Source organism: Rhodococcus wratislaviensis (assembly GCF_900455735.1).
Lineage (GTDB): Bacteria > Actinomycetota > Actinomycetes > Mycobacteriales > Mycobacteriaceae > Rhodococcus_F > Rhodococcus_F wratislaviensis.
Map to the genome: position 1 here is coordinate 1085001 of NZ_UAUI01000001.1, position 24717 is coordinate 1109717.

Here is a 24717-nt window from a genome sequence, read left to right on the forward strand (position 1 = left end):
CCCCACGGATGGGAATGCGAGCCGGATGTTCGCACCGTGCAGGTCGTCGGCCTGCGCCACTACGCAGCCGTGCTCGATCGTGCTGTGGGCGCCCAGCAACCGCAGCCCCGACTGATGCATGTCGAGGGGCCGCGAACCGATGGCATCACCACCGGGTAGCGCGACCACGGCGCGACGGCACCGCGCAACCAGCGGTCCGAGCACACACACCGACGCGCGGAACTGACGTACCGCCGCGAAATCGGCGTGGTGTTTGGGCTCCGCGGGTGTGGTGATCCGGACGATGGAATCGTCGAGGTCCACCTCGCAGCCGAGGCCGCGCAGGACGTCGGCCATCAAAGGGACATCGAGGATGTCCGGACAGTTGGTGACAGTTGTGGTGCCCTCAGCCAACAGCGCTGCCGCCATCAGCTTGAGAACGCTGTTCTTCGCGCCCCCGACAGACACTTCACCTACGAGGCGGTTACCGCCGGTGACAAGGAAGCGTTCGCTCACAGAACACAGCCTAGAGCCAGGGATGCCGACCCCGGAGGCCGGTACCGTAACGCTATGGCCGTACACCTCACCAAGATCTACACCCGGACCGGCGACGACGGGACCACCGGACTCAGCGATTTCTCCCGTGTGTCGAAGAACGATCCGCGGCTGATCGCCTACGCCGACTGCGACGAGGCGAACGCCTCGATCGGTGTCGCGGTGGCGTTGGGCGACCCGCCCGAGGAGATCCGGTCGATCCTGCGGCAGATCCAGAACGACCTGTTCGACGCCGGCGCCGACCTGTCCACCCCGGTGGAGGCCGAACCGAAGTACCCGCCGCTGCGCATCTCCGACGAGTACATCGACCGTCTCGAGCGCTGGTGCGACGAACTGAACGAACGCCTGGCGCCGCTGAACTCCTTCATTCTCCCCGGCGGCACGGCACTCGGAGCTCTACTGCACGTGGCGCGGACCGTGACCCGGCGTGCCGAGCGCTCCGCATGGGCGGCGGTCGACGCGAACCCGGAGACGACCAACGTCCTTCCGGCGAAATACCTCAACCGGCTGTCGGACCTGCTGTTCATCGTCAGCAGGCTCGCGAACCCTGAGGGCGACGTGCTCTGGAAGCCGGGAGCCGGGAAGTCCTGATCAGAGTCGGCGACCGCGAACCGATCGGCCGGACGGCCGCGATTCGACCCAGGAGAGGAACGCGGTCAACGCTCCCCCGTCCAATGCGATCTCGTACGAGCTACCACGGTCCTTGACCGACAGGATGACGATTTCCTCGGACATGATGTCGAATTCGGAGCCCTCCGGGCTGCGACGACCTGCGACTTCGATGCCCTGGCGTTCGATGCGCGAATCAGGGCCGGGACGCAAACTCGACAATTTGAAGAAGACGAGAGAACCCTCGCCGTAGCGGATGACGCCGTGACGCCACCCGGTGTCCCCCGGGGCAGGCGTCACCCGGAGGATCGCCGCGGTGCCACCGCGGCGCAGTACTGCAAGCCGATACAGAAAAACCGCGACGAAGGCCGCGAGCAGCACAACCAGAATGATCAACACAGTCATTCCGATTGTCACTGTTCGTCGGCTCCGTCGCGGTCTTTCTCGTGCAGCCTAAGCGCGCTCTACAGCGCGGATCCGACCCTTGGCGACAGCAATCGCCTCGAGATCGTCTCCACTCTCCGAGAGCACGGCCTTGGCCGCTTCCACATCGATGTCCTCGGCCAAGTCGGCTGACTCGGCGAGGATCGTGACTGTCTTCGCGGTCACGGACAGGAATCCGCCGTGCACAGCAGCGACGATACGCTCACCGTCGGCCGTCGTGATCGCAACCACTCCGGCCTCGACCAGCTGTCCGAGAACCGGCTCATGCCCAGGCATGACACCGATCTCGCCCTCGGTCGTCTGTGCGCTGACGAGAGTCGCCGAACCAGACCACAACCGTCGCTCCACGGCGACGAGTTCCACGGTCATCTCAGCCATCGTCGACTACTTCCCGGCGATCTTCTTGGCTGCAGCCTCGACGTCGTCGAGTCCACCACAGCTGTTGAACGCCTGCTCGGGCAGGTGATCGAACTCGCCCTTGCAGATGCGGTCGAACGCCTCGATGGTGTCGCGGAGCGGCACCACGGAGCCGGGCTCACCGGTGAACTTCTCGGCGACGATGAAGTTCTGGCCGAGGAACTTCTGCAGACGGCGGGCACGGCCGACGAGCACCTTGTCCTCTTCCTGCAGCTCGTCCATACCGAGGATGGCGATGATGTCCTGCAGTTCCTTGTACTTCTGCAGGATGCGCTTGACCTCGTTGGCAACCCGGAAGTGCTCGGCACCGACGATGCCGGGCTCCAGGATGCGGGAGGTGGAGGTCAGCGGGTCCACAGCGGGGTAGATACCCATCTGCGAGATCGGACGCGACAGCTCGGTGGTGGCATCGAGGTGCGCGAACGTCGTTGCCGGCGCCGGGTCGGTGTAGTCGTCGGCGGGGACGTAGATCGCCTGCAGCGACGTGATGGAGCGGCCTCGCGTCGAGGTGATGCGCTCCTGCAGCTCGCCCATCTCGTCAGCCAGGGTCGGCTGGTAACCCACGGCCGAAGGCATACGACCGAGCAGGGTCGACACCTCGGAACCGGCCTGGGTGAAACGGAAGATGTTGTCGATGAACAGCAGCACGTCCTGGCCCTGGACATCGCGGAAGTACTCCGCCATGGTCAGCGCGGACAGGGCGACGCGCATACGCGTTCCGGGCGGCTCGTCCATCTGGCCGAAGACAAGGGCCGTGTCCTGGAGGACGCCCATCTCTTCCATCTCGAGGTGAAGGTCGGTGCCCTCACGGGTGCGCTCACCGACGCCTGCGAACACCGAGGTTCCGGAGAACTCGCGGGCGATACGGGTGATCATTTCCTGGATCAGAACGGTCTTGCCGACACCGGCACCACCGAACAGACCGATCTTTCCACCCTTGACGTACGGGGTGAGGAGGTCGATGACCTTGATACCGGTCTCGAGGATCTCCGTCTTGCCCTCGAGCTGGTCGAAGGCCGGTGGCTTGCGGTGGATGCCCCACTGCTCGCCGTCGCGACCCGTGCCGGGAGCGTCGAGGCAGTCGCCCAGTGCGTTGAACACGTGGCCCTTGACGACGTCACCGACGGGAACCGAGATCGGCTTGCCCGTGTCGGACACCGAGGTGCCGCGGATCAGGCCGTCGGTGGGCTGCATCGAGACGGTGCGCACCAGGTTGTCGCCGAGGTGCTGTGCGACCTCGAGGGTCAGCGTCTTGGCGACCGAGGGGAGCGTGATCTCGGCGTGCAGGGCGTTGAACAGTTCAGGAATAGCGCCACGCGGGAATTCAACGTCCACGACGGGACCGATGACCCGCACGACGCGGCCGGCGACGGACGAACCCGAGCCTGCCCCGTTGTTTTCGGTTACTGCTGCGGTCATTGCTTAGTCACTTCCTGCGCTCGAGGCAAGCGCATTCGCGCCGCCGACGATCTCGCTGATTTCCTGGGTGATCTGGGCCTGGCGAGCCTGGTTTGCCTGACGGCTCAACGTGTTCACCAGTTCGTTTGCGTTGTCCGTCGCGGCCTTCATCGCCGTACGACGGGCAGCCGACTCCGACGCCGCAGCATCCAGCAGCGAGGAGTAGATGCGGGTGCTGATGTACTTCGGCAGCAGGGCACCGAGCAACTTGTCGGGTTCCGGCTCGAAGTTGTATCCGGCGACCGGTTCCGAGTCGCTGGACCCGTGACCGTTCGACAGCATGTCCTCGCCGAGTTCGACGTGCTCCTCGGAGACCATCACCTCGAGGGGAGCCATGCGGCGAACCTCGGGAGACTGGGTCAGCATCGACACGAAGCGGGTGTAGACGATATGCAGCTCGTCGACGCCTTCGATGGTGCCCTCGCCGTTCGGCGCAGGGACCTCCGAGCCGGATCCGGCCATGAACAGGTCGACCAGGTGCCGGCTCGCCTTGGCAGCGTCGGAGTAGCCCGGATCCTGGGAGAACCCGGTCCACGCACCTCCCAAGTCGCGGCCACGGAACGTGTAGTACCCCAGGCCCTTGGATCCGAGCACGTAGATGACCGGATCCTTGCCCTCGCTGCGCAGCAGCTGGAACAGCTCCTCGGCCTCCTTGAGGACGTTGGAGTTGTATCCGCCGCACATACCGCGGTCGCTGGTGACGACCAGGACGGCGGCACGCTTGGGATCGGTGCGCTCGTTGAGCAACGGGTGATCCAGCGAAGCCGACGCGCTCGCCAGCTCCGACAGAACCTTCGTGATCTCCTCGGCGTACGGCTTTGCCGCGGCGACGCGCGACTGCGCCTTCGTGATGCGCGAGGTCGCGATCAGTTCCTGGGCCTTGGTGATCTTCTTGGTCGAGTTGACCGACTTGATGCGAGACCTCAGTTCGAGAATGCTTGCCATCGATCGATCACTCTCCCTTCATGTTTCGCAGCATCATGGGCAGGCCGCTCACTTGCTGACGGTGGTGCGCTTGACGTTGATCTGCTCGTGGCCGACCTCGCCGGCGTCCAGAGCTTCAGCCTCGGCCTCGTTCACGACCCGGCTTCCGTCGGACGCGATGAAGGTTTCCTTGAACTTGTCGGTGGCCTCGACCAGTGCCTTGGCGTTGTCGGCGTCGAGGGCCTTGCCACCCTTGATGCTCTCGTACACGCCGGAGGCGGTGCGGTGCAGCTCGTCGAGCAGCTCGGCCTCGAAGCGGCGGACGTCACCGACGGGCACGCTGTCGAAGACACCTTCGCCGGCGAGGTAGATCGACACGATCTGGTCCTCGACGGGGATCGGGCTGTACTGATCCTGCTTGAGCAGCTCCACCAGGCGGGCACCACGCTCGAGCTGTGCCTTCGAGGCGGCGTCCAGGTCGGAGGCGAAGGCGGAGAACGCCTCGAGCTCACGGAACTGGGCCAGCTCCAGACGCAGCGAACCGGAGACCTTCTTCATGCCCTTGGTCTGCGCGGCGCCACCGACTCGGGACACCGAGATGCCGACGTTGATGGCGGGGCGGACACCCTTGTTGAACAGGTCCGACTCGAGGAACACCTGACCGTCGGTGATGGAGATGACGTTGGTCGGGATGTAGGCCGAGACGTCGTTGGCCTTGGTCTCGATGATCGGCAGCGCGGTCAGCGAGCCTCCACCCAGGGCGTCGGACAGCTTGGCCGAACGCTCCAGCAGGCGGGAGTGCAGGTAGAAGACGTCACCGGGGTATGCCTCACGTCCCGGCGGGCGGCGCAGCAGCAGCGAGATGGCGCGGTACGCCTCGGCCTGCTTGGTCAGGTCGTCGAACACGACCAGGACGTGCTTGCCCTGGTACATCCAGTGCTGGCCGATGGCGGAGCCGGTGTAGGGCGCGAGCCACTTGAAACCGGCGGAGTCGGAGGCCGGGGCGGCGACGATGGTGGTGTACTCCATCGCGCCCTGCTCCTCGAGGGCAGCCTTGACGCCCGCGATGGTGGAGCCCTTCTGGCCGATCGCGACGTAGATGCAGCGAACCTGCTGCTTCTCGTCGCCGGTCTCCCAATTGGCCTTCTGGTTCAGGATCGCGTCGATGCAGACGGCGGTCTTGCCCGTCTTACGGTCGCCGATGACGAGCTGACGCTGTCCGCGACCGATCGGGGTCATCGCGTCGATGGCCTTGATACCGGTCTGCAGCGGCTCCTCGACGGGCTGACGCTCGAGCACCGAGGCAGCCTGCAGTTCGAGGGCGCGGGTCTCGTTGCTCTCGATCTCGCCCAGGCCGTCGATCGGCTGGCCGAGCGGGTTGATGACGCGGCCGAGGAAGGCGTCGCCGACGGGTACCGACAGCACGTCGCCGGTCCGCTTGACTTCCTGGCCTTCCTGGATGTTCTCGTAATCGCCCAGGATGACGGCACCGATCTCGGTGGCATCCAGGTTGAGCGCGACACCCAGAATTCCGCCGGGGAACTCCAGCAGTTCGTTGGCCATCGCCGAAGGCAGGCCACTGACGTGCGCGATGCCGTCGCTGGTGTCGGTCACAAGGCCGACCTCTTCGCGGGAGGCCTCCGGGGAGTAGCTCGCGGTGTAGTTCTCGATCGCACTACGGATCTCGTCGGAGGAGATCGTCAGCTCCGCCATGTTTTTCCTGCTCTCGGTGTCTGGTCTTCGAAAAGATCTGGGGTATGGGGTTCGGTTGCGGACTACTTGAGGGACTTCCGCAACGCTGCGAGACGTCCCGCGCCGCTGCCGTCGATCACCTCGTCGCCCACCCGGACGACCAAGCCGCTGAGGAGTTCAGGATCGACCTCCACGTGAACCGTCACCGGCTTCCCGTAGGTACGGGTGAGGGTGGCGGTCAGCCGATCAGACTGCTCACTGGACAGCGGAGCAGCGCTGCGCACCTTGGCGACAACTGCTTCCCGCTGTGCTGCTGCCAGATTCGACAGTTCGTCGAAGGCGTCCGCGGGTGCGGAGTTCTTCAACCGGCCCACTGCCTGGTTCGCCAGCGCCTCGGCGACAGCGGTGACCTTGCCGTACAGCAGCTTGGAGAGCAGTTCGCGCTTCCTCTTCGCCGGTACGGAACGGTCGGACAGTGCCTGCTCGAGCTTCGGGTCACCGGCAACGATGCGGCCGAGGCGGAAGAGTTCGTCCTCGACGTCGTCGAGCTGTCCCTGATCGGCCGCTGCCTTCAGCAGCGATTCCCGACCGACGAGCACCAGCGAGTTGAGCAGGTCGGAGGTGACGGACCAGTCCTGGCCCACCGCCGCCTTCAGGACGGCGAGGGTCTCGGCCGAGACCTTGCCACCGAATACCTGCTCGGCCAGACCTTCGCGAACGCTCCCGGGCGTCGAGGTGTCCGACAGGGCACTCCGGAGAGTGCGCTGCTCGTCCAGGATCTCGACGACCGAGAACAGCTCGGCCCCGATCTGGGCCGCGGCCGCTGTGGCTGCTCCGGCAGAGACGGATCCCAAGGCCGAAGACAACGCAGCACGGGTCTGCGTCAAGGCCTCACGGCTCGCTGCGTACATGGTGCTCACTTCCCTGCTGCGGAATTTGCGCCGATGGAGTCGAGCTCGTTCAGGAATCGATCGACCGTGCCGGCCCGCTTGACGTCGTCGGCGAGGGACTCACCGATGACCTTCTCAGCGAGGTCGACCGCGGTGCGGCCGAGGTCGGCGCGCAGTTCGGCAACGATCTGCTGACGCTGGGCAACCAACTGGTTGTGACCGGCGGCCACGATGCGGTCGCTTTCTTCCTGAGCCTGTGCCTTCATTTCGGCGATGATCTGCTGCCCCTGGGTGCGCGCGTCCTCACGGATCTGCGCAGCCTCGGTGCGAGCTTCGGCGAGCTGAGCGCGGTACTGCTCGAGCGCCGCCTTCGCTTCGGCCTGGGCCTCTTCGGCCCGCTTGATGCCGCCGTCGATCTGCTCGGTTCGCTCGGCAAGGACCTTCTGGAACATCGGAAGGACGTACTTCCAGAAGACGAAACCAACGATGACCAGGCAGACGATCGACCAAACGATGTCATACGTCTCGGGCAGGAGAGGGTTGTGACTCTCTTCCTGCGCGAGGACTGCGATGTTGGCTGCCATGACGGTCTTAGAAAATGAAGCCGGCGACGAGGCCGATCAGCGCGAGGGCTTCGGTGAAGGCGATACCGAGGAACATCGTGGTACGAACCTGTCCGGCCATCTCGGGCTGGCGAACCATTCCCTCGATCGCCTTACCGACGACGATGCCCACGCCGATGCCGGGGCCGATCGCGGCGAGGCCGTAGCCGATGGCTCCGAAACCCGTCGAGTTGGTTTCCTGGACAGCTTCCTGAGCGAGGTAGGCGAGGCTCATGGTGTTCCGTTCCCTTTCTGTTGACCTCCGCCGGATTCGGCGGGAGGCTCAGTTCTTGGTGTAGCTGGTCGTGAAACTTGTGGTGCTAGTGCGAATCCGCGTGCAGCGCCAGATCGATGTACACCGACGTGAGCAGCGCGAAGACGTAGGCCTGCAGGAAGATCACCAGCAGTTCGAAGAAGGTGAATGCAATGCCGGCGGCAAGCGAGGCCACACCGAACACGGCCTGGAAGCCACCGGAGATGAAGAAGAAGTACTGGGTGGCGCTGAAGAACAGCACCAGCAGGATGTGGCCGGCCAGCATGTTGGCCATGAGACGAACCATGAGCGTGAACGGCCGGAGGACGAACGTCGAGATGAACTCGATCGGCACGAGCAGGAAGTGCAGCGGAAGCGGAACCCCGGGGACCACGATGCTGCTCTTCACGTACTTGAAGAAGCCGTACTTCTTGATGCCGACGTAGTTGAACACGATGTACGCAAGGGCGGCGAGCACGAGCGGCATGCCGATACGCGCGTTCGGCGAGATGTTGATGAAGGGGATGATGCTGCCGAGGTTGCTGGCGAGCACCAGGAAGAAGATGGTGGTGATGACCGGCAGGAAGCGCTTGCCCTGCTCCTTGCCGAGAATCTCTTCCGCGATGTTGATCCGGACGAAGTCGAGCGCGATCTCACCGATGTTCTGGACACCGCGCGGAATGATCTTCGGGCTGCGCAGCGCGATGACGAAGAAGAGCATCATCAGTCCGGACAGCAGGATGCGAACCAGCATCAGGCGGTCGAGTTCGAACGGAGTCCCTTCGAACAGGACCGCGGGCGGGAAGAAGTCGTTCAGGGAAGGCGCGTGGAATTCTCCAGCGGCCACGTTGATGACGCTCAGCGTTCTCTCCCGTAGTCGGTCCGCAGCCTTCGTTGACTGCGGTTCGATCGGACATTGACGATCAAACAAGTCGACAAGCTCGACTCGCGTATTCGTCAGCTGCTGCGGACTGTTCGAGTCCAGCGTCTGTCGGTGTCGGCGACTCTCGTCGACTCGGCGGCCCTGAAAGTGCGGCCACCTACAAGCATGCAATACCGGCGAGTAACTTACTCGCACTCTCATTGCTCTCGCTTGACCCAGACCTTAGCAAGTCATCTACGACATCGTGTAGACGGGGTCCGGGTCGATTCAATTTTACTACATCTCGTAGTACTACTTATCGTCCGATTCCGGCGATCCGGCGTCGTCCGTGGGCGCAGGTTCGACGTACGGCGCCTTGGTTCCCAGGACTCCGAACGTTTCCGCTCCCAGCACGATCACCAGCGACAGCACCATGACCAGCACCAATGCCGTCTTGTCGTAGAAGTCGAGCGGTTTGAGGATCGCCAGGACCGTGATCGCGAGAATCATCTTCAACAACCACGTACCGAGCAGTACCGCTCCCGCCGTCAAGGCCGGAAGTTTCGCGGTGAACAGCACACCCAGTGCGGTGCACAGGATGAACCCTCCCCCGACTGCCGCACCGAGAAGTGCGCCGTACAGACCGGGCTTGCCCGCGACGAGAAATGCGATGATCGAGCCGACCACTGCCAGCACGATCAGACCGAGAACTCCGTAGCGGACGGCAGCCCGCAACGACGCGGTGTGATCAGGGGCGGAGGCGGGGGTGAACGTCACGGTCGCCAAGGGTAGTGGATCTTCGCCGGTCCGCGGCAACCCTCCGGTCAGCCGCGACGGTCGTGCTGCTGTCCGCGAATCGACGGGACGGCCGTGACGACCAGTGCGAAGACGAGGCCTCCCGCGACCAGGAGGACGACGACGCGACGGTCGAACAGGGCAGATCCGACCGCACCGAACGCGAGGACACCGACCCACAAGTAGATGAGCAGCACGACGCGACGGTGCGAGTGCCCGATCTGCAGGAGCCGGTGGTGGAGGTGCATCTTGTCGGGACTGAACGGGCTCACCCCCGCACGGGTACGCCGGACCACGGCGAGCAGCAGGTCGAGGATCGGGATGAACATGACGGCACCGACGAGGAGCAGCGGAGAGAGAAGACCGAGCAGGTCGCGGGTGCCGTAGGCGGTCAGCGGGATGCGACCGGACGCGCTGGTGGAGATGGCCGCGAGCATCAGCCCGATCAGCATGGAGCCGGAGTCGCCCATGAAGATCTTGGCGGGCTGGAAGTTGTGCGGAAGGAATCCGAGACACGCACCTGCCAGCGCCGCGGCGATCAGCGCGGGCGGATACGCGCTGACGTCGCCGCCCTGATCGTGCAGTAGTCCCACGGAGAACACGCAGATCGCGAGGGAGGAGATCAGGCCGAGGCCCGCCGCGAGGCCGTCGAGGCCGTCGACGAAGTTCATGGCGTTCACCATCACGACCGCGACACCCACGGTGACGAGACCGGCCTGGAGCTGGTCGAGGATGACGGTGCTGCCGTCCCCGAACGGCATGTAGATGATGAACCAGCTCACCCCCATCACGACGAGGATGCCCGCCGCGGTGACCTGGCCGACGAACTTGGTGAGCGCGTCCAGGCCCCACCGGTCGTCGACGACCCCCACCAGCACGATCACGAACCCCGAGACCAGGGCCGCGGGAATGTCGGAAGTGAACTCGAATCCCCGGGTGAGCGCGGGTAGCTGCTGCGCGAACAACAACGCGACGAGCATGCCGAGATACATGCCGACCCCGCCGAGACGCGGCGTCGGGGTGACGTGGACGTCGCGATCCCGCGGCACGGCCACGGCCCCGAACCGGAGTGCGAACAGCCGCACGGCCCCGGTCGCCAGGTAGGTGACCACCGCAGCGGTGAAGAGGACGAGCAGGAGTTCACGCAGCGGGACACCCGCGCCCCCACCTGCTTGGGCCAGCGCCACGCCGGCCGATTCGGCAGCACTCACTGGGCGGACAGACTCTCCGCCGTCACTCCGAGCACGTCGGCGACATCGCCGGTGGGCACGGCGCCCTGACGCAGGATCCGGGGGGTCGCGCCGGTGAGGTCGACGATCGTCGATGCCTGCCCCTGTTCGGCCCGACCACCGTCGAGGTACACGCTCGCCGATCCGCCGAGCTGCTCGCGCGCTTCCTCGACCGTCGTCGCGGGCGGCCGTCCGGAGACGTTCGCGCTCGACACCGCCAGCGGTCCGACTTCGCGCAACAGTTCGAGGGCGACGGGGTGCAGCGGCATGCGCAGCATGACCGTGCCCCGGGTGTCGCCGAGGTCCCACGCCAGCGAAGGTGCTTGTTCCACAACGAGACTCAGCCCGCCGGGCCAGAACGCCCGGATGAGGTCGCGCGTTTGCGGGCGCACGCTGTACACCAGGCCGTCGATCGTGTTCCACGAGCCGACGAGCACGGGAACCGGCATGTCGCGTCCGCGACCCTTGGCCCGCAGGAGGGCGGCGACAGCCTCGCTGTCGAATGCGTCCGCGCCGATCCCGTACAGCGTGTCCGTGGGGAGCACGACGAGCCGCCCGGCCTTCAGCGCATTCTTGGCCGCACTCATTCCGGCGGAGCGTGAATCGGGAAGGCCACAGTCGTAAACGGTACTCACCCGCCCATTCTTTCACCCTCGGCGACGGCCCCTGCACGCTGCGCCTCGATATCGGTGGCGACGCGCCGGGCGACCACGAAGCGCGGCTTGCCTGCGAGGTCCGGGTGCTCCGCGACCTCGCCGAACACCCGGCGGGACGCGAACAGTGCCGCCACGTCGGACCCGTTGCTGTCGTCGTGCTCGATGCCGACCGCTCCCCCGATCCGCAACCAGCGGGCGACGTTCGAGATCATCGGCTTGATGACGGACAGACCGTCCGGGCCGGCGAACAGCGCGCTGTGCGGGTCGTGGTCGGCCACCTCGGGTTCGAGCTCGACGCCCTCCGGGATGTACGGCGGGTTCGCCACGATCAGGTCGACGCCGCCTTCCAGCCCGGCCAGCAACGTCCGGTCGGTCACATCGCCCTGATACAGCCGGATCGGTGCGTCACCTGCCTGTTCGCGGGCGTCGGCGTTGCGCCGGGCCCATGCGAGCGCGTGCGGTTCGAGTTCGACGGCGTGCACGACGGCGTCGGGCCGGGCGTTGGCGATCGCGAGCGCGAGCGCGCCCGACCCGGTGCACAGGTCGAGCACCACCGGCGGATGCTGATCGCAGCTTCCGAGGAACGCGAGCGCCCACCCGAGCAGCAGTTCCGTCTCGGGACGCGGCACGAAGACCCCGGGGCCGACCTCGATGTCGATGTCCCCCATCGCGGCGGTACCGAGGATGTACTGCAACGGAATCCGCTTGGCGCGCTGGTCGACCATCTTCTTGTAGGCGTCGATCACCGACTCGTCGACCAGCGGGACGAGGCCGAGCCGGGTCCGTTCCACCCCCAGCAGGTGGGCCGCGAGCAGTTCGGCATCCGCACGGGAGCTACGCACCCCGGCCTCGTCGAGTTGCGCGGTTGCGTCGATCAGGGCCAGGCGAAGAGGAAGGCGACTCACAGGTACAGACTGCCACGCGGCCCGCCGTCCGGTGGCGCGGTCCCGCTTCGCGGTTACTCCGCGGCGAGCCTCGCCTCACGGTCCGACTTGCCCAGGGCGTCGAGGAGGGCGTCGAGTTCGCCGTCCAGGACCGCATCCAGGTTGTGGGACTTGAAGCCGATCCGGTGATCGGTGATGCGATTCTCCGGGAAGTTGTAGGTGCGGATGCGCTCGGAACGGTCGACGGTGCGCACCTGACTCTGCCTGCCTGCCGACGCCTCCGCATCCGCGGCTTCCTCGGCCGCCGCCTGCAGCCGCGCGGCGAGCACCTGCATGGCGCGGGCCTTGTTCTGCAGCTGAGAGCGCTCGTTCTGGCAGGTCACGACGATTCCGGTGGGCAGGTGCGTGATACGGACCGCGGAGTCGGTGGTGTTGACGCCCTGACCACCCTTGCCCGAGGAGCGGTAGACGTCGATGCGCAGATCGGTTTCATCGATCTGCACCTCCTCGACCTCTTCCGGTTCCGGGTAGATGAGGACACCGGCGGCGGACGTGTGGACGCGTCCCTGCGATTCCGTGACGGGTACGCGCTGCACGCGGTGGACACCGCCCTCGAACTTCAGTCGCGCCCAGACCCCGTCACGCACATCGCCCTTCGACTTGATCGACAGCGTCGCGTCCTTGTATCCACCGAGATCGGATACGGTCGCGTCGAGGATCTCGACACGCCAGCCGTGACGCTCGGCGTACCGGACGTACATTCGCGCCAGGTCGGAGGCGAACAGCGCGGATTCCTCGCCGCCCTCCCCCGACTTGACCTCGAGCACCACGTCGTCACCGTCGTGCGGGTCGCGGGGGGCCAGGAGGTCGGTGAGGGTCTTGTCGAGTTCGAGGACCTGCGCCTCGAGGTCGGGCACCTCGGCGGCGAAGCTGGAGTCGTCGGCGGCGAGCTCACGCGCGGCATCCAGATCGTCCTGTGCCGACTTGAGCTTGGTGTACGTCGCCATGATCGGCGCGAGCTCGGCGAATCGCTTGCCCGCCTTGCGGGCCGCGGAAGCGTCGTTGTGCAGGGCCGGGTCCGCCAACTGCTGCTCCAGGCCGGCATGTTCGGCCAGGATGTCGTCGATGGCCGAAGGCTGGGTGGTCCCTGCCATGATTCGCTCCGCTCTGCGTTCTTTCGGGAATAGGCACAAAAAAGCCGACGCCCGGCCTGCAATTATCGCAGGACGGGCGTCGGCGGAACAGCTAGGACTCTGCAGATTCCTTGGCTGCGCCCTTGCCGGCGCGCTTGCCGTAGCGAGCCTCGAAGCGGGCGACACGTCCACCGGTGTCGAGGATCTTCTGCTTGCCGGTGTAGAACGGGTGGCACTGCGAGCAGACCTCGACGTTGATACGTCCGGTCTCCTTGGTGCTGTGGGTCTCGAAGGTGTTTCCGCAACCACAGACCACGGTGGTGGCCACGTAATTGGGGTGAATGCCTGACTTCATGGTGTCCCTTTCAATGGTCGCCGGGTCGCCTTCGCCGTTCGAAGACGTGAACCGGAACCGGACTCAGCCGCTCAGTATGCCAGATCGCAGGTTCGCGATCCCAATCGGCATTTGTGCTTGCGGTGTGGTCAACGCGGGTGGTCCGCGTTTTGTTCCACAGGGGTTCCCGAGGGAAAAACAGCGGGGCCCGGCGACCGAAAAAGTCGCCGGGCCCCGCTTCGGGTCGATGATCAGTCGTCGATCGCGCCCGGAGCAGTCTTCGACACCTGCATGAGGAATTCGATGTTGCTCTTGCTCTTCTTGAGGCGGTCGATCAGGAGATCGATGGCCTGGTGCGAGTCGAGACCCGAGAGCACGCGCCGGAGCTTGTGCAGCACCGCGGCCTCGTCCGGGCTGAGCAGCAGCTCGTCCTTACGTGTACCCGAGGGGTTCACGTCCACGGCCGGGAACACACGACGTTCCGCGATCTTGCGGTCGAGCTTCAGCTCGGCGTTACCGGTGCCCTTGAACTCCTCGAAGATCACGGTGTCGCCGGTGGAACCGGTCTCGACCATGGCCGTCGCGATGATCGTGAGCGAACCGCCGTTCTCGATGTTGCGCGCAGCACCGAGGAAACGCTTCGGCGGGTAGAGCGCGGTCGAGTCGACACCACCGGAGAGGATACGTCCCGAGGCAGGCGACGAGTTGTTGTACGCACGGCCGAGGCGGGTGATCGAGTCGAGGAGGACGACGACGTCCTTGCCCGCCTCCACCAGACGCTTCGCACGCTCGATGGCCAGCTCGGCGACCGAGGTGTGGTCTCCCGGCGGACGGTCGAAGGTCGAGGAGATGACCTCGCCCTTCACCGAACGCTGCATGTCGGTGACCTCTTCGGGACGCTCGTCGACCAGCACGACCATGAGGTAGCACTCGGGGTTGTTGGTCGCGATGGCGTTGGCAATGGCCTGCAGAACGCTGGTCTTACCGGCCTTCGGCGGGCTCACGATCAGCGCACGCTGTCCCTTGCCGATCGGCATCACCAGGTCGATGACACGGGTCGTCAGGATGTTCGGCGTCGTCTCCAGACGCAGCCGCTGATTCGGGTACAGCGGCGTGAGCTTGCCGAACTCGGGGCGCTTCTTGGCCGCTTCCACGTCGCCACCGTTGACGGTGTCGATGCGGACCAGCGGATTGAATTTCTGGCGCTGGCTGCCCTGCTCGCCCTCACGTCCGACCCGGACGGCGCCGGTGATGGCGTCGCCGCGACGGAGACCGTTCTTGCGGATCAGGTTCATCGACACGTAGACGTCGTTCGGTCCGGCCAAGTAGCCGGAGGTCCGCACGAACGCGTAGTTGTCGAGGACGTCCAGGATGCCGGCGACCGGCTGCAGGACGTCGTCCTCGCGGATCTCGGTCTCGCGGGCGTCACCGCCGCCGCCTTCGCCGCGGTCGCGTCCACGACGACGTTCGCGGAAGCGGCGTCCGCGGCGTCCGCGACCGCCTTCCTCGTCGTCGCCCGGACGGTTGTCGTTGTTGCGCGGGCCGTTGTTGCCCTGGCTGCGGTCGCCCCGGTTGTCCCGATCGCCCCGGTCACCGCGTTCGCCGCGGTCACCACGGGTGTCGCCGCGGTCACCCCGGGTGTCGCCACGGTCACCGCGGTCGCCGCCCCGCTCACGTCGGTTGCGGTCGCCGCCCTGTTCGCCGGAGCCGTCCTGCTTGGCCGGCTTCTCGGCGGAATCCTGACGATCGTCGGCCTGCTTGCGCTCGGCCTGCTGCGTGTCCGCGGCATTCGCCGAGACGGTGTCCTGAGCGTTGCCGCCCTGGTCACCCTGCTCGGGTGCGCCTGCCCGACGCGCGGATCCGCGGCGCTGACGCCCGCGACGGCCGCCTTCGGCGGTGTCGGTGTCGGCGGCTGCGCCGTCGCCCGTCGGGGGTTCGGCCGTCTTGGGCTCGGCGGCCTTCTCGGTGGTCTCCGCCTGGGGAGTCACTTCGAGTTCGGTCTGAGCGGACTGTTCGCGCTTTGCGCGCGTCGCCCGGGTCCGGGGAGCGGCTTCGGTCGCAGCAGCGGCCGAAGCGGAAGAGCCGCCCTGACGCTCCTTGATCGCGGCGATCAGGTCGCCCTTGCGCATCCCCGAGATGCCCTTGATGCCCAGCTCACCTGCGAGAGTGCGGAGCTCGGTGAGCACCATTCCGGACAGCCCGGCACCCCGGCGCGCCTCGGCGCGCTTGGTGGAGGCTGTCACGGCACCGGTGCCGGGTGCGGTCGATGACGCCTGTGAAGAGTCGCCTGCCTGCGCGCCAACGGTATCCACCGAGGAGGCGCGCACAGGAGCGGCGATGAGGTCCGTATCGGTCACGGAGGTCCTTTCCTTCCCTCACTCGCGCTGCGCAGAGTCGAGGGTTCGTCCCGTAATTCGGTTTCGAATACCGAATTCGGATGTGCCGTACGTAGTTGCATGTGAAGAACTGCCGGCTTGCCCGCCATCACATCACCTTTGAAACAGGCGCGTACTCGCAATCCCTACACGACAGATAGTGCGGAGGATCGTGCCAGGAGCCGTCAACCCCGATTGACCTGGAGTAATTGCCCTGGTGAAGCACCGGCGTCTGATGCGCACGATGTACGGACATTGCCCAGGATAGCTGTGAACGACCGTAGGGGCAAGGAGAAGCCCCTACGGCGTGTCAGCTGGTCCGGACGCCGTCCGCCACGTCCAGTTCGAGAACCTGCAACCCCTCGGCCTCGGCCTGCGTTCGAAGATCCACGGGGAAAGGCTCCGTAGTCAATGCGAGGACGGTCGGTCCGGCTCCGGACACGGTGGCGGCGATACCCGCCTTGCGGAGGACGGCGATCCATCGCGTCGTGAGCGGAAGCGCCGGAGCGCGCTGCGTCTGATGCAGTCGGTCCTCGGTGGCCGCCATCAGCAGGTCGGGACGCTCTGTGAGCGCCACCACAGCGAGGGCCCCGCGGCTGACGTTGAAGGCCGCGTCCCGGTGGGGAACCGTCTCGGGCAACAGACCCCGTGTGTGGGCGGTCGACGAGCGTTCCCCCGGCACCAGCGCGACGACGCGGATCGCGGGATGGACCTTCAACGCGACGGCCGAGTAGATGTCGGTGGCCGCGGGAGCTCCGTCGGTCTGCTCGCCCGCGCAACTCCACGACACCACGGCGCCGCCGAGCACGCTCGCCGACGCGTTGTCGGGGTGCCCTTCGAATTCGGACGACAGCTGGACGAGCTGATCGAGCGACAGCCCGAGTTCGGGGTCGAGCTTGATCGCCAGACCGTTGGCGGCCGCCAGTCCCCCGACGACGGCGGAGGCCGACGAACCCAGGCCCCGCGAATGGGGTATCGCGTTGCGGCACACCACATCCAGGCCGTCCGCCCACACACCCGCCGATTCCAGTCCACGTTCGATGGCCCGGACCACGAGATGGGACGGACCCCACGGCACGTCGTCGGCACCCTCGCCCTCGACTCGGATCTTCAGCCCCGAACCCGTGGTGGTCACGGTGATCTCGTCGTACAGTCCGAGCGCGATGCCCAGCGTGTCGAAGCCGGGACCGAGGTTGGCGCTCGACGCAGGCACGCGGGCGGTCACGGTGAGGCCCGTGGGGAGGGTCTGTGTCATGGCAGCGGTGTGGTCCTGCGGCGTGGTGGGCGTGGGCGCCACCACTACGCCAGCTCGAGGGCCGACGCGACAGCGACAGGATCGACCGGGATCGGTTGAACCTCAGGCATACCCGCCAACGCCGTGTCGGGGTCCTTGAGACCGTTTCCGGTGACCGTGCAGACGACGGTCAGCCCCGAGTCCAGCCAGCCCTCCTTGCGGGCGGCGAGCAGACCGGCGACGCTCGCGGCCGAGGCGGGCTCGACGAACACCCCTTCGGTCCTGGCGATCAGCCGGTACGCCTCGAGGATCTCGTCGTCGGTCGCCGCCCGGAAGGCGCCGTGCGACTCTTCCTTGGCGTTGACCGCACCGTTCCAGGACGCGGGCGAGCCGATGCGGATCGCGGTGGCGATCGTCTCCGGGTCCTTCACCGGTGCGCCGTGGACGAGCGGTGCGGCGCCGGCGGCCTGGACGCCGAGCATACGGGGCTTCACGCTGGTGAGTCCGTCCGCGTAGTACTCGGAGTACCCGCGCCAGTACGCGGTGATGTTGCCTGCGTTGCCGACCGGGAGCGCGTGCACGTCGGGGGCCTTGCCCAGCGCGTCGCAGATCTCGAATGCCGCGGTCTTCTGGCCCTCGATGCGGACCGGGTTGACCGAGTTCACGAGCCCGATCGTCGGGAACTCCGCAGTGGTCTTGCGGGCCAGTTCGAGGCAGTCGTCGAAGTTGCCCTGCACCTGGATGATCCGCGCGCCGTGCATGACGGCCTGCGCGAGCTTGCCCATCGCGATCTTGCCCTGCGGAACCAGCACGGCGCAGGTCATCTTCGCCTTGGCGGCGTACGCGGCGGCGGAAGCGGACGTGTTGCCCGTGGACGCGCACAGGACGGCCTGCTGACCGCGGGCCAGCGCGTCGGTGACGGCCATCGTCATGCCGCGGTCCTTGAACGAACCGGTCGGGTTGAGCCCCTCGACCTTCAGGTAGACGTCGCACCCGGTGAGCTCCGAGAGGTGCCCGGCGGGCAGCAGCGGGGTGCCGCCCTCGCGCAGGGTGACCGTCTTCCAGTTCGGTCCGATGGCGAGGCGGTCGCGGTAAGCCTCGATCAGCCCCGGCCAGGGGGTGTGAACGGGGTTACGGGTGCCGGTCATTGTTCGGTGCCTTCCAGTCGCAGCACGCTGGTCACAGCGGTGACGAATTCGAGTTTGCTCAGTGCCTCAACGGTTTCCGACAGAGCAGAATCCGTCGCGACGTGGGTGACGACGACGAGGCGGGCACCGTCGCCGGCGCCTTCCTGCCGCACGGTGGAGATGCTGACGCCGTGCTGCGAGAATTCGGCAGCCACCGCCGACAGGACCCCGGCCTTGTCCGTCACCTGCATGTTGACGTAGTAGCGCGTGGGGATGTCGCCGATCGGCGCGATCTTCAGTTTGGCGTACTTGGACTCGCGGGGTCCGCGGCCACCGTTCACCTTGTTGCGCGCGGCCATCACCAGGTCGCCCATCACGGCCGACGCGGTGGGGGCGCCGCCTGCGCCCTGCCCGTAGAACATCAGGCGTCCGGCGTTCTCCGCCTCGACGACGACGGCGTTGAACGCACCGTTGACCGAGGCCAGCGGATGTTCCAGCGGCACGAGCGCCGGGTAGACCCGCGCGGAGATCCGCTCCTTGCCCTCGGGGGTGGTGATCCGCTCGCAGATGGACAGCAGCTTGATCGTGCAGTCGAGTGCGCGGGCCGACGTCAGGTCGGCGGCGGTGATCTTGGAGATCCCCTCGCGGTACACGTCGGCGGCCGTGACCCGGGTGTGGAACGCGATCGACGCGAGGATGGCCGCCTTGGCCGCGGCGTCGTAGCCCTCCACGTCGGCGGTCGGATCGGCCTCGGCGTATCCCAGGCGTCCGGCCTCGGCGAGGGTCGCGGCGTAGTCCGCGCCGGTCTCGTCCATCGCCGACAGGATGAAGTTGGTGGTTCCGTTCACGATTCCGGCGACCTTGTTCACCCGGTCACCCGCGAGGGACTGGATGAGCGGGCGGATCACGGGGATCGCGCCGGCGACGGCGGCCTCGAAGTAGAGGTCGACGTTGTGCAGTTCCGCGGCCTCGGCCAGTTCACCGGTGTGATCGGCGAGCAGCGCCTTGTTGGCGGTGACGACGGACTTGCCCGAGTTGAGCGCCGAGAGGATCAGCTTGCGGGGCAGGTCCATGCCGCCGATCACCTCGACGACGAGGTCGACGTCGTCGCGGGCCACGAGTGACTCCGCGTCGGTGGTCTGCAACTCCTCGGGAATTCCGCGGTCCTTGCCGGGGCGGCGCACGGCCACTCCACGCAGTTCCAGCGGGGCACCGACGCGAGCCTCGAGGTCTTCGCTGTGCTCCCGCAGGATGCGCACGACCTCGCTCCCGACGTTGCCGAGGCCGAGGACGGCCACACCGATAGCGCGATGCGCCGATTCGCTCGTCACTCCTGTACCTCCAAGCTCAGCAGGTCTTCCACGGTTTCCCTCCGGAGGATCACGCGCGACTGTCCGTCGCGCACCGCCACCACGGCAGGGCGGGCGAGCAGGTTGTACCTGCTCGACATCGAATAGCAGTATGCACCGGTGGCCGCGACGGCGAGCAAATCGCCGGCGTCGATGTCCTCGGGCATCCAGGTGTCGCGGATCACGACGTCGCCGGACTCGCAGTGCTTGCCGACGACGCGGGACACCACCGGCGCCGCGTCGCTGACCCGCGAGACCAGTTTGGCCTCGTACTCCGCCTGATACAGCGCGGTACGGATGTTGTCGCTCATTCCGCCGTCGACGCTGACATACCGGCGGGTGAGGTTGCTGCCGACGGTGACGTCCTTGATGGTGCCGACCTCGTACAGCGTCACCGTGCCGGGTCCGGCGATCGCGCGTCCGGGTTCGACGGCCAGCGTCGGCTCCGGCAGACCGGCGAGCGCCGACTCGTTGCGCACGATGTCGCCGAGTTTGGCGGCGAGCTGGTCGACCGGCGGCGGGTCGTCGGTGGGGACGTAGGAGATTCCCATGCCGCCACCGAGGTCGACGATCGAGATCTGGGCGGTCTTCTCCACACCGAACTCCGCGACGACGTCCCGCAGGAGCCCGATCACGCGGTGCGCGGCCAACTCGAAGCCGTCGACGTCGAAGATCTGCGAGCCGATGTGGCTGTGGAGTCCCACCAGCCGCAGGTTGCCGGCGGCGAAGACCCGGCGGACCGCGTCGATCGCCTTTCCGCCCGCGAGCGAGAACCCGAACTTCTGGTCTTCGTGGGCCGTGGAGATGAACTCGTGGGTGTGCGCCTCGACTCCGACCGTCACGCGGATCAGAACGTCCTGCACCACACCGGCTTCGGCGGCAACCTTGTCGAGGCGGTCGATCTCAGTGGCAGAGTCGAGCACGATGTGCCCGACCCCGGCCGACACGGCGGCGTTCAGCTCGGCGACCGATTTGTTGTTGCCGTGCATGGCAATTCGCTCCGCCGGGAATCCGGCGTGCAGGGCGACCGCCAGTTCGCCGCCCGATGCGACGTCCAGGGACAGGCCCTCGTCGGCGACCCAGCGGGCGATCTCGCCGCACAGGAACGCCTTGGACGCGTAGTGCACCTTGGCGGTGGGCCCGAACGCACGAGCCATGTCGCGGCACCGGGACCGGAAATCGTCCTCGTCGACCACGAACAGTGGGGTGCCGTACTTCTCGGCCAGTTCGGTGACCGGGATGCCTGCCAGGCTCACGACTCCGTCCGCGCCGCGGTGGGCGTTGCGAGGCCACACCTCGGGAGAGAGTGCGGCGAACTCGGCCGCGTCGGCGGGACGTTCGGGCAGCCCGGGTGCGTGCAGCTGTTCGGCGTGCTTGGGACCTGCGGGGTGCGCGTTCACATCTGCTCCGGTGCGCTGACGCCGAGCAGGGCGAGCCCGTTGGACAGGACCTGACGGGACGCGTCGCACAACGCCAGTCGCGCGATGTGCAGCGGGCCGACCTCCTCGTCGCCCTGGGGCAGGATCCGGCAGGCGCCGTAGAACCGGTGGTAGGCACCGGCCAGCTCCTCGAGATACCGCGCAATGCGGTGCGGCTCACGCAGATTCGCGGCACTGGTGACGACGCGCGGGTACTCGCCGAGGGTGCGGATGAGATCGCCCTCCTGCTCCGAGACGAGCAGCGAGAAGTCGGGCTCCGTGACGGCGATGCCGAGGTCGGCGGCGTTGCGGGCGATCGCCGACAGGCGGGCGTGCGCGTATTGCACGTAGTACACCGGGTTCTCGTTGCCGGTGCTCGTCCACAGTTCGAGGTCGATGTCGATGCTCGAATCCACCGACGACCGGATCATCGCGTACCGCGACGCGTCGACGCCGATCGCCTCGACCAGGTCGTCGAGGGTGATGACCGTACCGGCGCGCTTGCTCATCTTCACGGCCACACCGTCTCGAACCAGATTCACCATCTGGCCGATCAGCACCTCGACGGTGTCGGGGTCGTCGCCGAATGCGGCCGCGGCCGCCTTGAGCCGGCCGATGTACCCGTGGTGGTCGGCACCGAGCATGTAGATGCACAGGTCGAAGCCGCGGGAACGCTTGTCCTGGAAGTAAGCGATGTCACCGGCGATGTACGCCGCGTTGCCGTCGCTCTTGATGACGACGCGGTCCTTGTCGTCGCCGAAGTCGGTGCTCTTGAGCCACCAGGCGCCGTCTTCCTGGAAGAGGTTGCCGGAATCCTTGAGCGTCTCGACGGCCTTCTCCACCGCACCGGACTCGAACAGCGAGTTCTCGTGGAAGTAGACGTCGAAATCCACGCCGAACTCGTGCAGGGTGCGCTTGATGTGGGCGAACATCAGGTCGACGCCGATGGCGCGGAAGACTTCCTGCTGCTCGCCCGCGGGCAGTTCCAGGACGTCGGGGCGCTGCTGCTGCACCTGGGCCGCGATGTCGGCGATGTAAGCGCCCGCGTAGCCGTCCTCGGGGGCGGGCTCGCCCTTGGCGGCCGCGATCAGCGAGCGGGAGAACCGGTCGATCTGGGCGCCGTGGTCGTTGAAGTAGTACTCGCGGGTGACCGCCGCGCCCTGGGTGGACAGGATCCGGCCCAGTGCGTCGCCCACAGCGGCCCAGCGCGTTCCACCGAGGTGGATGGGTCCGGTCGGGTTGGCGGAGACGAACTCGAGGTTGATCTTCTTGCCGTCGAGCGTGTGGCCGGACCCGAAGGCGGCACCCTCGTCGAGAATCTTCGCGACGATCGCGCCCTGCGCGTCGGCGGCGAGGCGGATGTTGAGGAAGCCCGGGCCCGCGATGTCGGCGCTGTCGATGCCCTCGGCCGCGGTCAGCGCCTCGGCGAGCCAGCCGGCCAGCTCACGCGGGTTGGTACCGACCTTCTTGGCCACCTGCATCGCGACGTTGGTGGCGTAATCGCCGTGCTCGGGATTGCGCGGACGCTCGACCGTGAGAGTTTCGGGAAGCACGGACACGTCGAGTCCGCGTTCGACGAGCACTTTCGCGGCGGTTCCGCGGAGCAGTTCGGCAAGGTCAGCTGGAGTCACAGGTATCTATCCTATGGCCAACGCGTCCCGAGCGGTGATCCGCCTTGCCGCGAGTGCCCCCGCGGGCCCGGCGACCGCCGGCGAGCGTGGCCGCGGCCACTCTCCCAGGTTGCGCTCAGGGTGGGAAAGTACAGTGGTATCGCCCTGAGTCCCGGCCCTCAGCTTCCGGTTTCCGGGGGTCGAGCGCCCGTAACCCACACACCGAAAGATCACAATCGATGCCAAGCGGTTCGGAAAGTCGCGGTCCCGATAAGAACTCGGGCGCGAAGTCGGCGAAGGCCATCAAGGCCGCCAAGAAGAAGAGCGGCGGCGCGAAAGTCAAGGGTGGCGCGTCCGCTCCGCGGAACATCCCCTGGCTGACGATCGGCGCCGGAGCTGTCGTTCTCGCACTCGTGGCGATCCTCGCGATCAACCTGGTCCCCAAGTACCAGGCCAAGGAAGAAGCCGCGAAGTACGCGCCGAGCGCCGAGAATCCCGACCCGTCGGTCAACATCGACGGCGTCGTCAAGGTCGACTACCCGGCCGGCATCCACATCCAGCCGACGCAGCGCGTCGCGTACGACCAGTCGCCCCCGTTCGGCGGCCCGCACGACGCCATCTGGGCGACGTGCACCGGCACGGTCTACCCGAACGCGATCCGCACCGAGAACGCTGTGCATTCGCTCGAGCACGGCGCCGTATGGATCGCCTACAACCCGGACGAGCTGTCCGCCGACCAGGTCGAGACGCTGAAGGACAAGGTGGACGGCGAGACGTACACGCTGCTGTCGCCGTACCCGGGCCTCGACAGCCCGGTCTCGCTGCAGTCGTGGGGCCACCAGCTGAAGCTGGACAGCGTCGACGACGAGCGCATCGACCAGTTCATCACCGCGCTGCGGATCAACAAGAACACCTACCCGGAGGTCGGCGCGAGCTGCTCGTCCATCCCGGGCTCCGGTTTCGACCCCGACAACCCGCCGCCGTTCGACCCGAGCGCGCCGGGCGCGGACGCGGTCCCGATGGACGGCGGCGGCATCAGCCCCGACCAGTCGGAATCCGGTGGCGCGGGAGCGCAGCTGCCCAGCGGCATGCAGCTCCCGAGCGACCTGCAGCTGCCGTCCGATCTGCAGCAGGCTCCGGCCGAGGGCAGCAATGGCTAGTTCTGCCGAACCCGGGTACGGACCCGAGACCGACTCCGCCGACGATCCGGCCCCGTCCCGACCCAGTCAGCGCACAGCGCTCCTGGTCATCGGGTTGATCGGCGCCATCGCCCTCGGATTCGCGCTCGGGTTCCTCGCCCGGCTTCCGCTCGAGGACTCCGGTGCCCCGGTTCCGGAGGCCGGTTCCGTCGATGTCGGATTCGCGCAGGACATGAGCGTGCATCACAGCCAGGCGGTGGAGATGTCGGCGATCGCGCTGGCGGGCGCCACCGACCCGGCGGTGCGCGGGCTCGCGTACGACATCCTCACCACACAGCAGAACCAGCTCGGGCAGATGCAGGGCTGGCTCGCCCTGTGGGATCAGCCGGCGCTGCCGTCCGGCGGCTACATGGGCTGGATGGAATCCGAGCACTCCGACGGTCACGACCACGGAACCGCCGACAGCGGGCACATGGGTTCGATGTCGAAGATGCCGGGCATGGCGTCGTCGGAGGACATGGCCGCGCTGCGTCAGGCCACCGGTCCGGCCGTCGACGTCCTGTACCTCCAGCTGATGCTGCGTCACCACCAGGGCGGACTCCCGATGATGGAATATGCGGCTCAGCACGCGTCGGAAGACGCGGTGCGCTCTCTCGCGCAGACGATGGTGGACACGCAGCAGAGCGAGGCGACGGTGATGACGAACATGCTCACCGCGAAGGGCGCCGCTCCCCTCCCGATGAAATGAC

At 66.8% G+C, this 24717-nt stretch carries 25 protein-coding genes (1 of these 25 cut by a window edge); 3 read left to right on the forward strand and 22 right to left on the reverse strand.

The features are described 5' to 3' along the window. Window positions 1-495 carry the beginning of a UDP-N-acetylglucosamine 1-carboxyvinyltransferase gene (gene murA / locus DTA22_RS04960; protein WP_037238892.1) on the reverse strand. It extends 780 nt beyond the left edge of the window, so 495 of the gene's 1275 nt are visible here — the first part of the coding sequence; it begins with the start codon at window positions 493-495; the stop codon falls past the left edge of the window. A 54-nt stretch (window positions 496-549) separates the two neighbouring features. On the opposite strand from murA, the gene DTA22_RS04965 reads away from it, so the two are divergent. Further along, entirely contained in the window at window positions 550-1125 is a 576-nt protein-coding gene (locus DTA22_RS04965; protein ID WP_037238890.1) for a cob(I)yrinic acid a,c-diamide adenosyltransferase, read from the forward strand. Here the strand turns inward: DTA22_RS04965 and DTA22_RS04970 are convergent, their stop codons facing one another. The 21 genes from DTA22_RS04970 to argS all read right to left on the reverse strand — a co-directional run bounded on the left by DTA22_RS04970 (window position 1126) and on the right by argS (window position 22850). Further along, window positions 1126-1548 carry a DUF2550 domain-containing protein gene (locus DTA22_RS04970; protein ID WP_037238889.1) on the reverse strand — a complete coding sequence of 141 codons (423 nt, stop codon included), beginning with the start codon at window positions 1546-1548 and terminating at the stop codon, window positions 1126-1128. It lies immediately after the preceding gene. A 48-nt stretch (window positions 1549-1596) separates the two neighbouring features. After that, window positions 1597-1965, reverse strand: coding sequence for a F0F1 ATP synthase subunit epsilon (locus tag DTA22_RS04975; RefSeq protein WP_037238887.1), 369 nt, complete (start codon window positions 1963-1965; stop codon window positions 1597-1599). A gap of 6 nt (window positions 1966-1971) precedes the next feature. Next, on the reverse strand, window positions 1972-3423 hold the full coding sequence (gene atpD, locus DTA22_RS04980; RefSeq protein WP_005252960.1) for a F0F1 ATP synthase subunit beta: 1452 nt from the start codon (window positions 3421-3423) through the stop codon (window positions 1972-1974). 3 nt (window positions 3424-3426) lie between these two features. Then, window positions 3427-4407 (reverse strand): F0F1 ATP synthase subunit gamma, encoded by a 981-nt coding sequence (locus tag DTA22_RS04985; protein WP_005252959.1) that lies wholly within the window; start codon window positions 4405-4407, stop codon window positions 3427-3429. 48 nt (window positions 4408-4455) lie between these two features. After that, window positions 4456-6099, reverse strand: a complete 1644-nt coding sequence (gene atpA, locus DTA22_RS04990) for a F0F1 ATP synthase subunit alpha (protein ID WP_005252958.1) — start codon at window positions 6097-6099, stop codon at window positions 4456-4458. A gap of 62 nt (window positions 6100-6161) precedes the next feature. After that, window positions 6162-6989, reverse strand: a complete 828-nt coding sequence (locus tag DTA22_RS04995; protein ID WP_174233739.1) for a F0F1 ATP synthase subunit delta — start codon at window positions 6987-6989, stop codon at window positions 6162-6164. Window positions 6990-6994: 5 nt separating this feature from the next. Continuing rightward, on the reverse strand, window positions 6995-7552 hold the full coding sequence (locus DTA22_RS05000) for a F0F1 ATP synthase subunit B (RefSeq protein WP_037238881.1): 558 nt from the start codon (window positions 7550-7552) through the stop codon (window positions 6995-6997). Between the two features lie 7 nt (window positions 7553-7559). Next, the gene (locus DTA22_RS05005; protein WP_005252955.1) at window positions 7560-7805 is read right to left on the reverse strand and encodes an ATP synthase F0 subunit C; all 246 of its coding nucleotides are present in this window, start codon (window positions 7803-7805) and stop codon (window positions 7560-7562) included. Window positions 7806-7890: 85 nt separating this feature from the next. Beyond that, the gene (atpB, locus tag DTA22_RS05010) at window positions 7891-8670 is read right to left on the reverse strand and encodes a F0F1 ATP synthase subunit A (protein ID WP_052033539.1); all 780 of its coding nucleotides are present in this window, start codon (window positions 8668-8670) and stop codon (window positions 7891-7893) included. A 327-nt stretch (window positions 8671-8997) separates the two neighbouring features. Beyond that, complete coding sequence (locus DTA22_RS05015; protein ID WP_112298643.1) at window positions 8998-9471, reverse strand: hypothetical protein; 474 nt, start codon at window positions 9469-9471, stop codon at window positions 8998-9000. A 38-nt stretch (window positions 9472-9509) separates the two neighbouring features. Beyond that, entirely contained in the window at window positions 9510-10691 is a 1182-nt protein-coding gene (locus tag DTA22_RS05020; protein ID WP_005252952.1) for a glycosyltransferase family 4 protein, read from the reverse strand. After that, window positions 10688-11344: an L-threonylcarbamoyladenylate synthase gene (locus tag DTA22_RS05025; RefSeq protein WP_112298644.1), complete on the reverse strand. Its 657-nt coding sequence runs from the start codon at window positions 11342-11344 to the stop codon at window positions 10688-10690. Before DTA22_RS05025 ends, DTA22_RS05020 begins: the two co-directional genes overlap by 4 nt. Continuing rightward, entirely contained in the window at window positions 11341-12270 is a 930-nt protein-coding gene (gene prmC / locus DTA22_RS05030) for a peptide chain release factor N(5)-glutamine methyltransferase (RefSeq protein ID WP_005571059.1), read from the reverse strand. The genes DTA22_RS05025 and prmC overlap by 4 nt, the downstream gene beginning before the upstream one ends. A 53-nt stretch (window positions 12271-12323) precedes the next feature. Beyond that, window positions 12324-13403, reverse strand: a complete 1080-nt coding sequence (gene prfA, locus DTA22_RS05035) for a peptide chain release factor 1 (protein ID WP_037238871.1) — start codon at window positions 13401-13403, stop codon at window positions 12324-12326. A 91-nt stretch (window positions 13404-13494) separates the two neighbouring features. Beyond that, the gene (gene rpmE, locus DTA22_RS05040) at window positions 13495-13737 is read right to left on the reverse strand and encodes a 50S ribosomal protein L31 (RefSeq protein ID WP_005252948.1); all 243 of its coding nucleotides are present in this window, start codon (window positions 13735-13737) and stop codon (window positions 13495-13497) included. A gap of 230 nt (window positions 13738-13967) precedes the next feature. Beyond that, complete coding sequence (gene rho / locus DTA22_RS05045; protein ID WP_112298645.1) at window positions 13968-16073, reverse strand: transcription termination factor Rho; 2106 nt, start codon at window positions 16071-16073, stop codon at window positions 13968-13970. Window positions 16074-16401: 328 nt separating this feature from the next. After that, window positions 16402-17346, reverse strand: coding sequence for a homoserine kinase (gene thrB / locus DTA22_RS05050; RefSeq protein WP_037238901.1), 945 nt, complete (start codon window positions 17344-17346; stop codon window positions 16402-16404). Between the two features lie 44 nt (window positions 17347-17390). Continuing rightward, the gene (thrC, locus tag DTA22_RS05055) at window positions 17391-18473 is read right to left on the reverse strand and encodes a threonine synthase (RefSeq protein ID WP_037238866.1); all 1083 of its coding nucleotides are present in this window, start codon (window positions 18471-18473) and stop codon (window positions 17391-17393) included. Beyond that, complete coding sequence (locus DTA22_RS05060) at window positions 18470-19783, reverse strand: homoserine dehydrogenase (RefSeq protein ID WP_005252944.1); 1314 nt, start codon at window positions 19781-19783, stop codon at window positions 18470-18472. Before DTA22_RS05060 ends, thrC begins: the two co-directional genes overlap by 4 nt. After that, window positions 19780-21201, reverse strand: coding sequence for a diaminopimelate decarboxylase (gene lysA / locus DTA22_RS05065; protein ID WP_112298646.1), 1422 nt, complete (start codon window positions 21199-21201; stop codon window positions 19780-19782). Before lysA ends, DTA22_RS05060 begins: the two co-directional genes overlap by 4 nt. Next, the gene (gene argS / locus DTA22_RS05070; protein ID WP_112298647.1) at window positions 21198-22850 is read right to left on the reverse strand and encodes an arginine--tRNA ligase; all 1653 of its coding nucleotides are present in this window, start codon (window positions 22848-22850) and stop codon (window positions 21198-21200) included. The genes lysA and argS overlap by 4 nt, the downstream gene beginning before the upstream one ends. Before the next feature lie 218 nt (window positions 22851-23068). Between argS and DTA22_RS05075 the strand changes: the two genes are divergently transcribed. Both DTA22_RS05075 and DTA22_RS05080 read left to right on the forward strand, forming a co-directional pair. After that, on the forward strand, window positions 23069-23989 hold the full coding sequence (locus DTA22_RS05075; RefSeq protein ID WP_037238855.1) for a DUF3105 domain-containing protein: 921 nt from the start codon (window positions 23069-23071) through the stop codon (window positions 23987-23989). Beyond that, window positions 23982-24716 carry a DUF305 domain-containing protein gene (locus tag DTA22_RS05080; protein WP_112298648.1) on the forward strand — a complete coding sequence of 245 codons (735 nt, stop codon included), beginning with the start codon at window positions 23982-23984 and terminating at the stop codon, window positions 24714-24716. The genes DTA22_RS05075 and DTA22_RS05080 overlap by 8 nt, the downstream gene beginning before the upstream one ends. Window position 24717 lies beyond the last annotated feature (1 nt).

Excerpts from the sequence above, each read along its gene's own strand:
- atpA (WP_005252958.1), bottom strand. The coding sequence starts at position 6,099 with ATGGCGGAGCTGACGATCTCCTCCGACGAGATCCGTAGTGCGATCGAG.
- DTA22_RS05005 (WP_005252955.1), bottom strand. The coding sequence starts at position 7,805 with ATGAGCCTCGCCTACCTCGCTCAGGAAGCTGTCCAGGAAACCAACTCG.
- DTA22_RS04995 (WP_174233739.1), bottom strand. The coding sequence starts at position 6,989 with ATGTACGCAGCGAGCCGTGAGGCCTTGACGCAGACCCGTGCTGCGTTG.
- prfA (WP_037238871.1), bottom strand. The coding sequence starts at position 13,403 with ATGGCAGGGACCACCCAGCCTTCGGCCATCGACGACATCCTGGCCGAA.
- DTA22_RS05080 (WP_112298648.1), top strand. The coding sequence starts at position 23,982 with ATGGCTAGTTCTGCCGAACCCGGGTACGGACCCGAGACCGACTCCGCC.
- rpmE (WP_005252948.1), bottom strand. The coding sequence starts at position 13,737 with ATGAAGTCAGGCATTCACCCCAATTACGTGGCCACCACCGTGGTCTGT.
- DTA22_RS05000 (WP_037238881.1), bottom strand. The coding sequence starts at position 7,552 with ATGGCAGCCAACATCGCAGTCCTCGCGCAGGAAGAGAGTCACAACCCT.
- DTA22_RS05075 (WP_037238855.1), top strand. The coding sequence starts at position 23,069 with ATGCCAAGCGGTTCGGAAAGTCGCGGTCCCGATAAGAACTCGGGCGCG.
- thrB (WP_037238901.1), bottom strand. The coding sequence starts at position 17,346 with ATGACACAGACCCTCCCCACGGGCCTCACCGTGACCGCCCGCGTGCCT.
- atpD (WP_005252960.1), bottom strand. The coding sequence starts at position 3,423 with ATGACCGCAGCAGTAACCGAAAACAACGGGGCAGGCTCGGGTTCGTCC.
- DTA22_RS04975 (WP_037238887.1), bottom strand. The coding sequence starts at position 1,965 with ATGGCTGAGATGACCGTGGAACTCGTCGCCGTGGAGCGACGGTTGTGG.
- DTA22_RS04970 (WP_037238889.1), bottom strand. The coding sequence starts at position 1,548 with ATGACTGTGTTGATCATTCTGGTTGTGCTGCTCGCGGCCTTCGTCGCG.
- thrC (WP_037238866.1), bottom strand. The coding sequence starts at position 18,473 with ATGACCGGCACCCGTAACCCCGTTCACACCCCCTGGCCGGGGCTGATC.
- DTA22_RS04985 (WP_005252959.1), bottom strand. The coding sequence starts at position 4,407 with ATGGCAAGCATTCTCGAACTGAGGTCTCGCATCAAGTCGGTCAACTCG.
- DTA22_RS04965 (WP_037238890.1), top strand. The coding sequence starts at position 550 with ATGGCCGTACACCTCACCAAGATCTACACCCGGACCGGCGACGACGGG.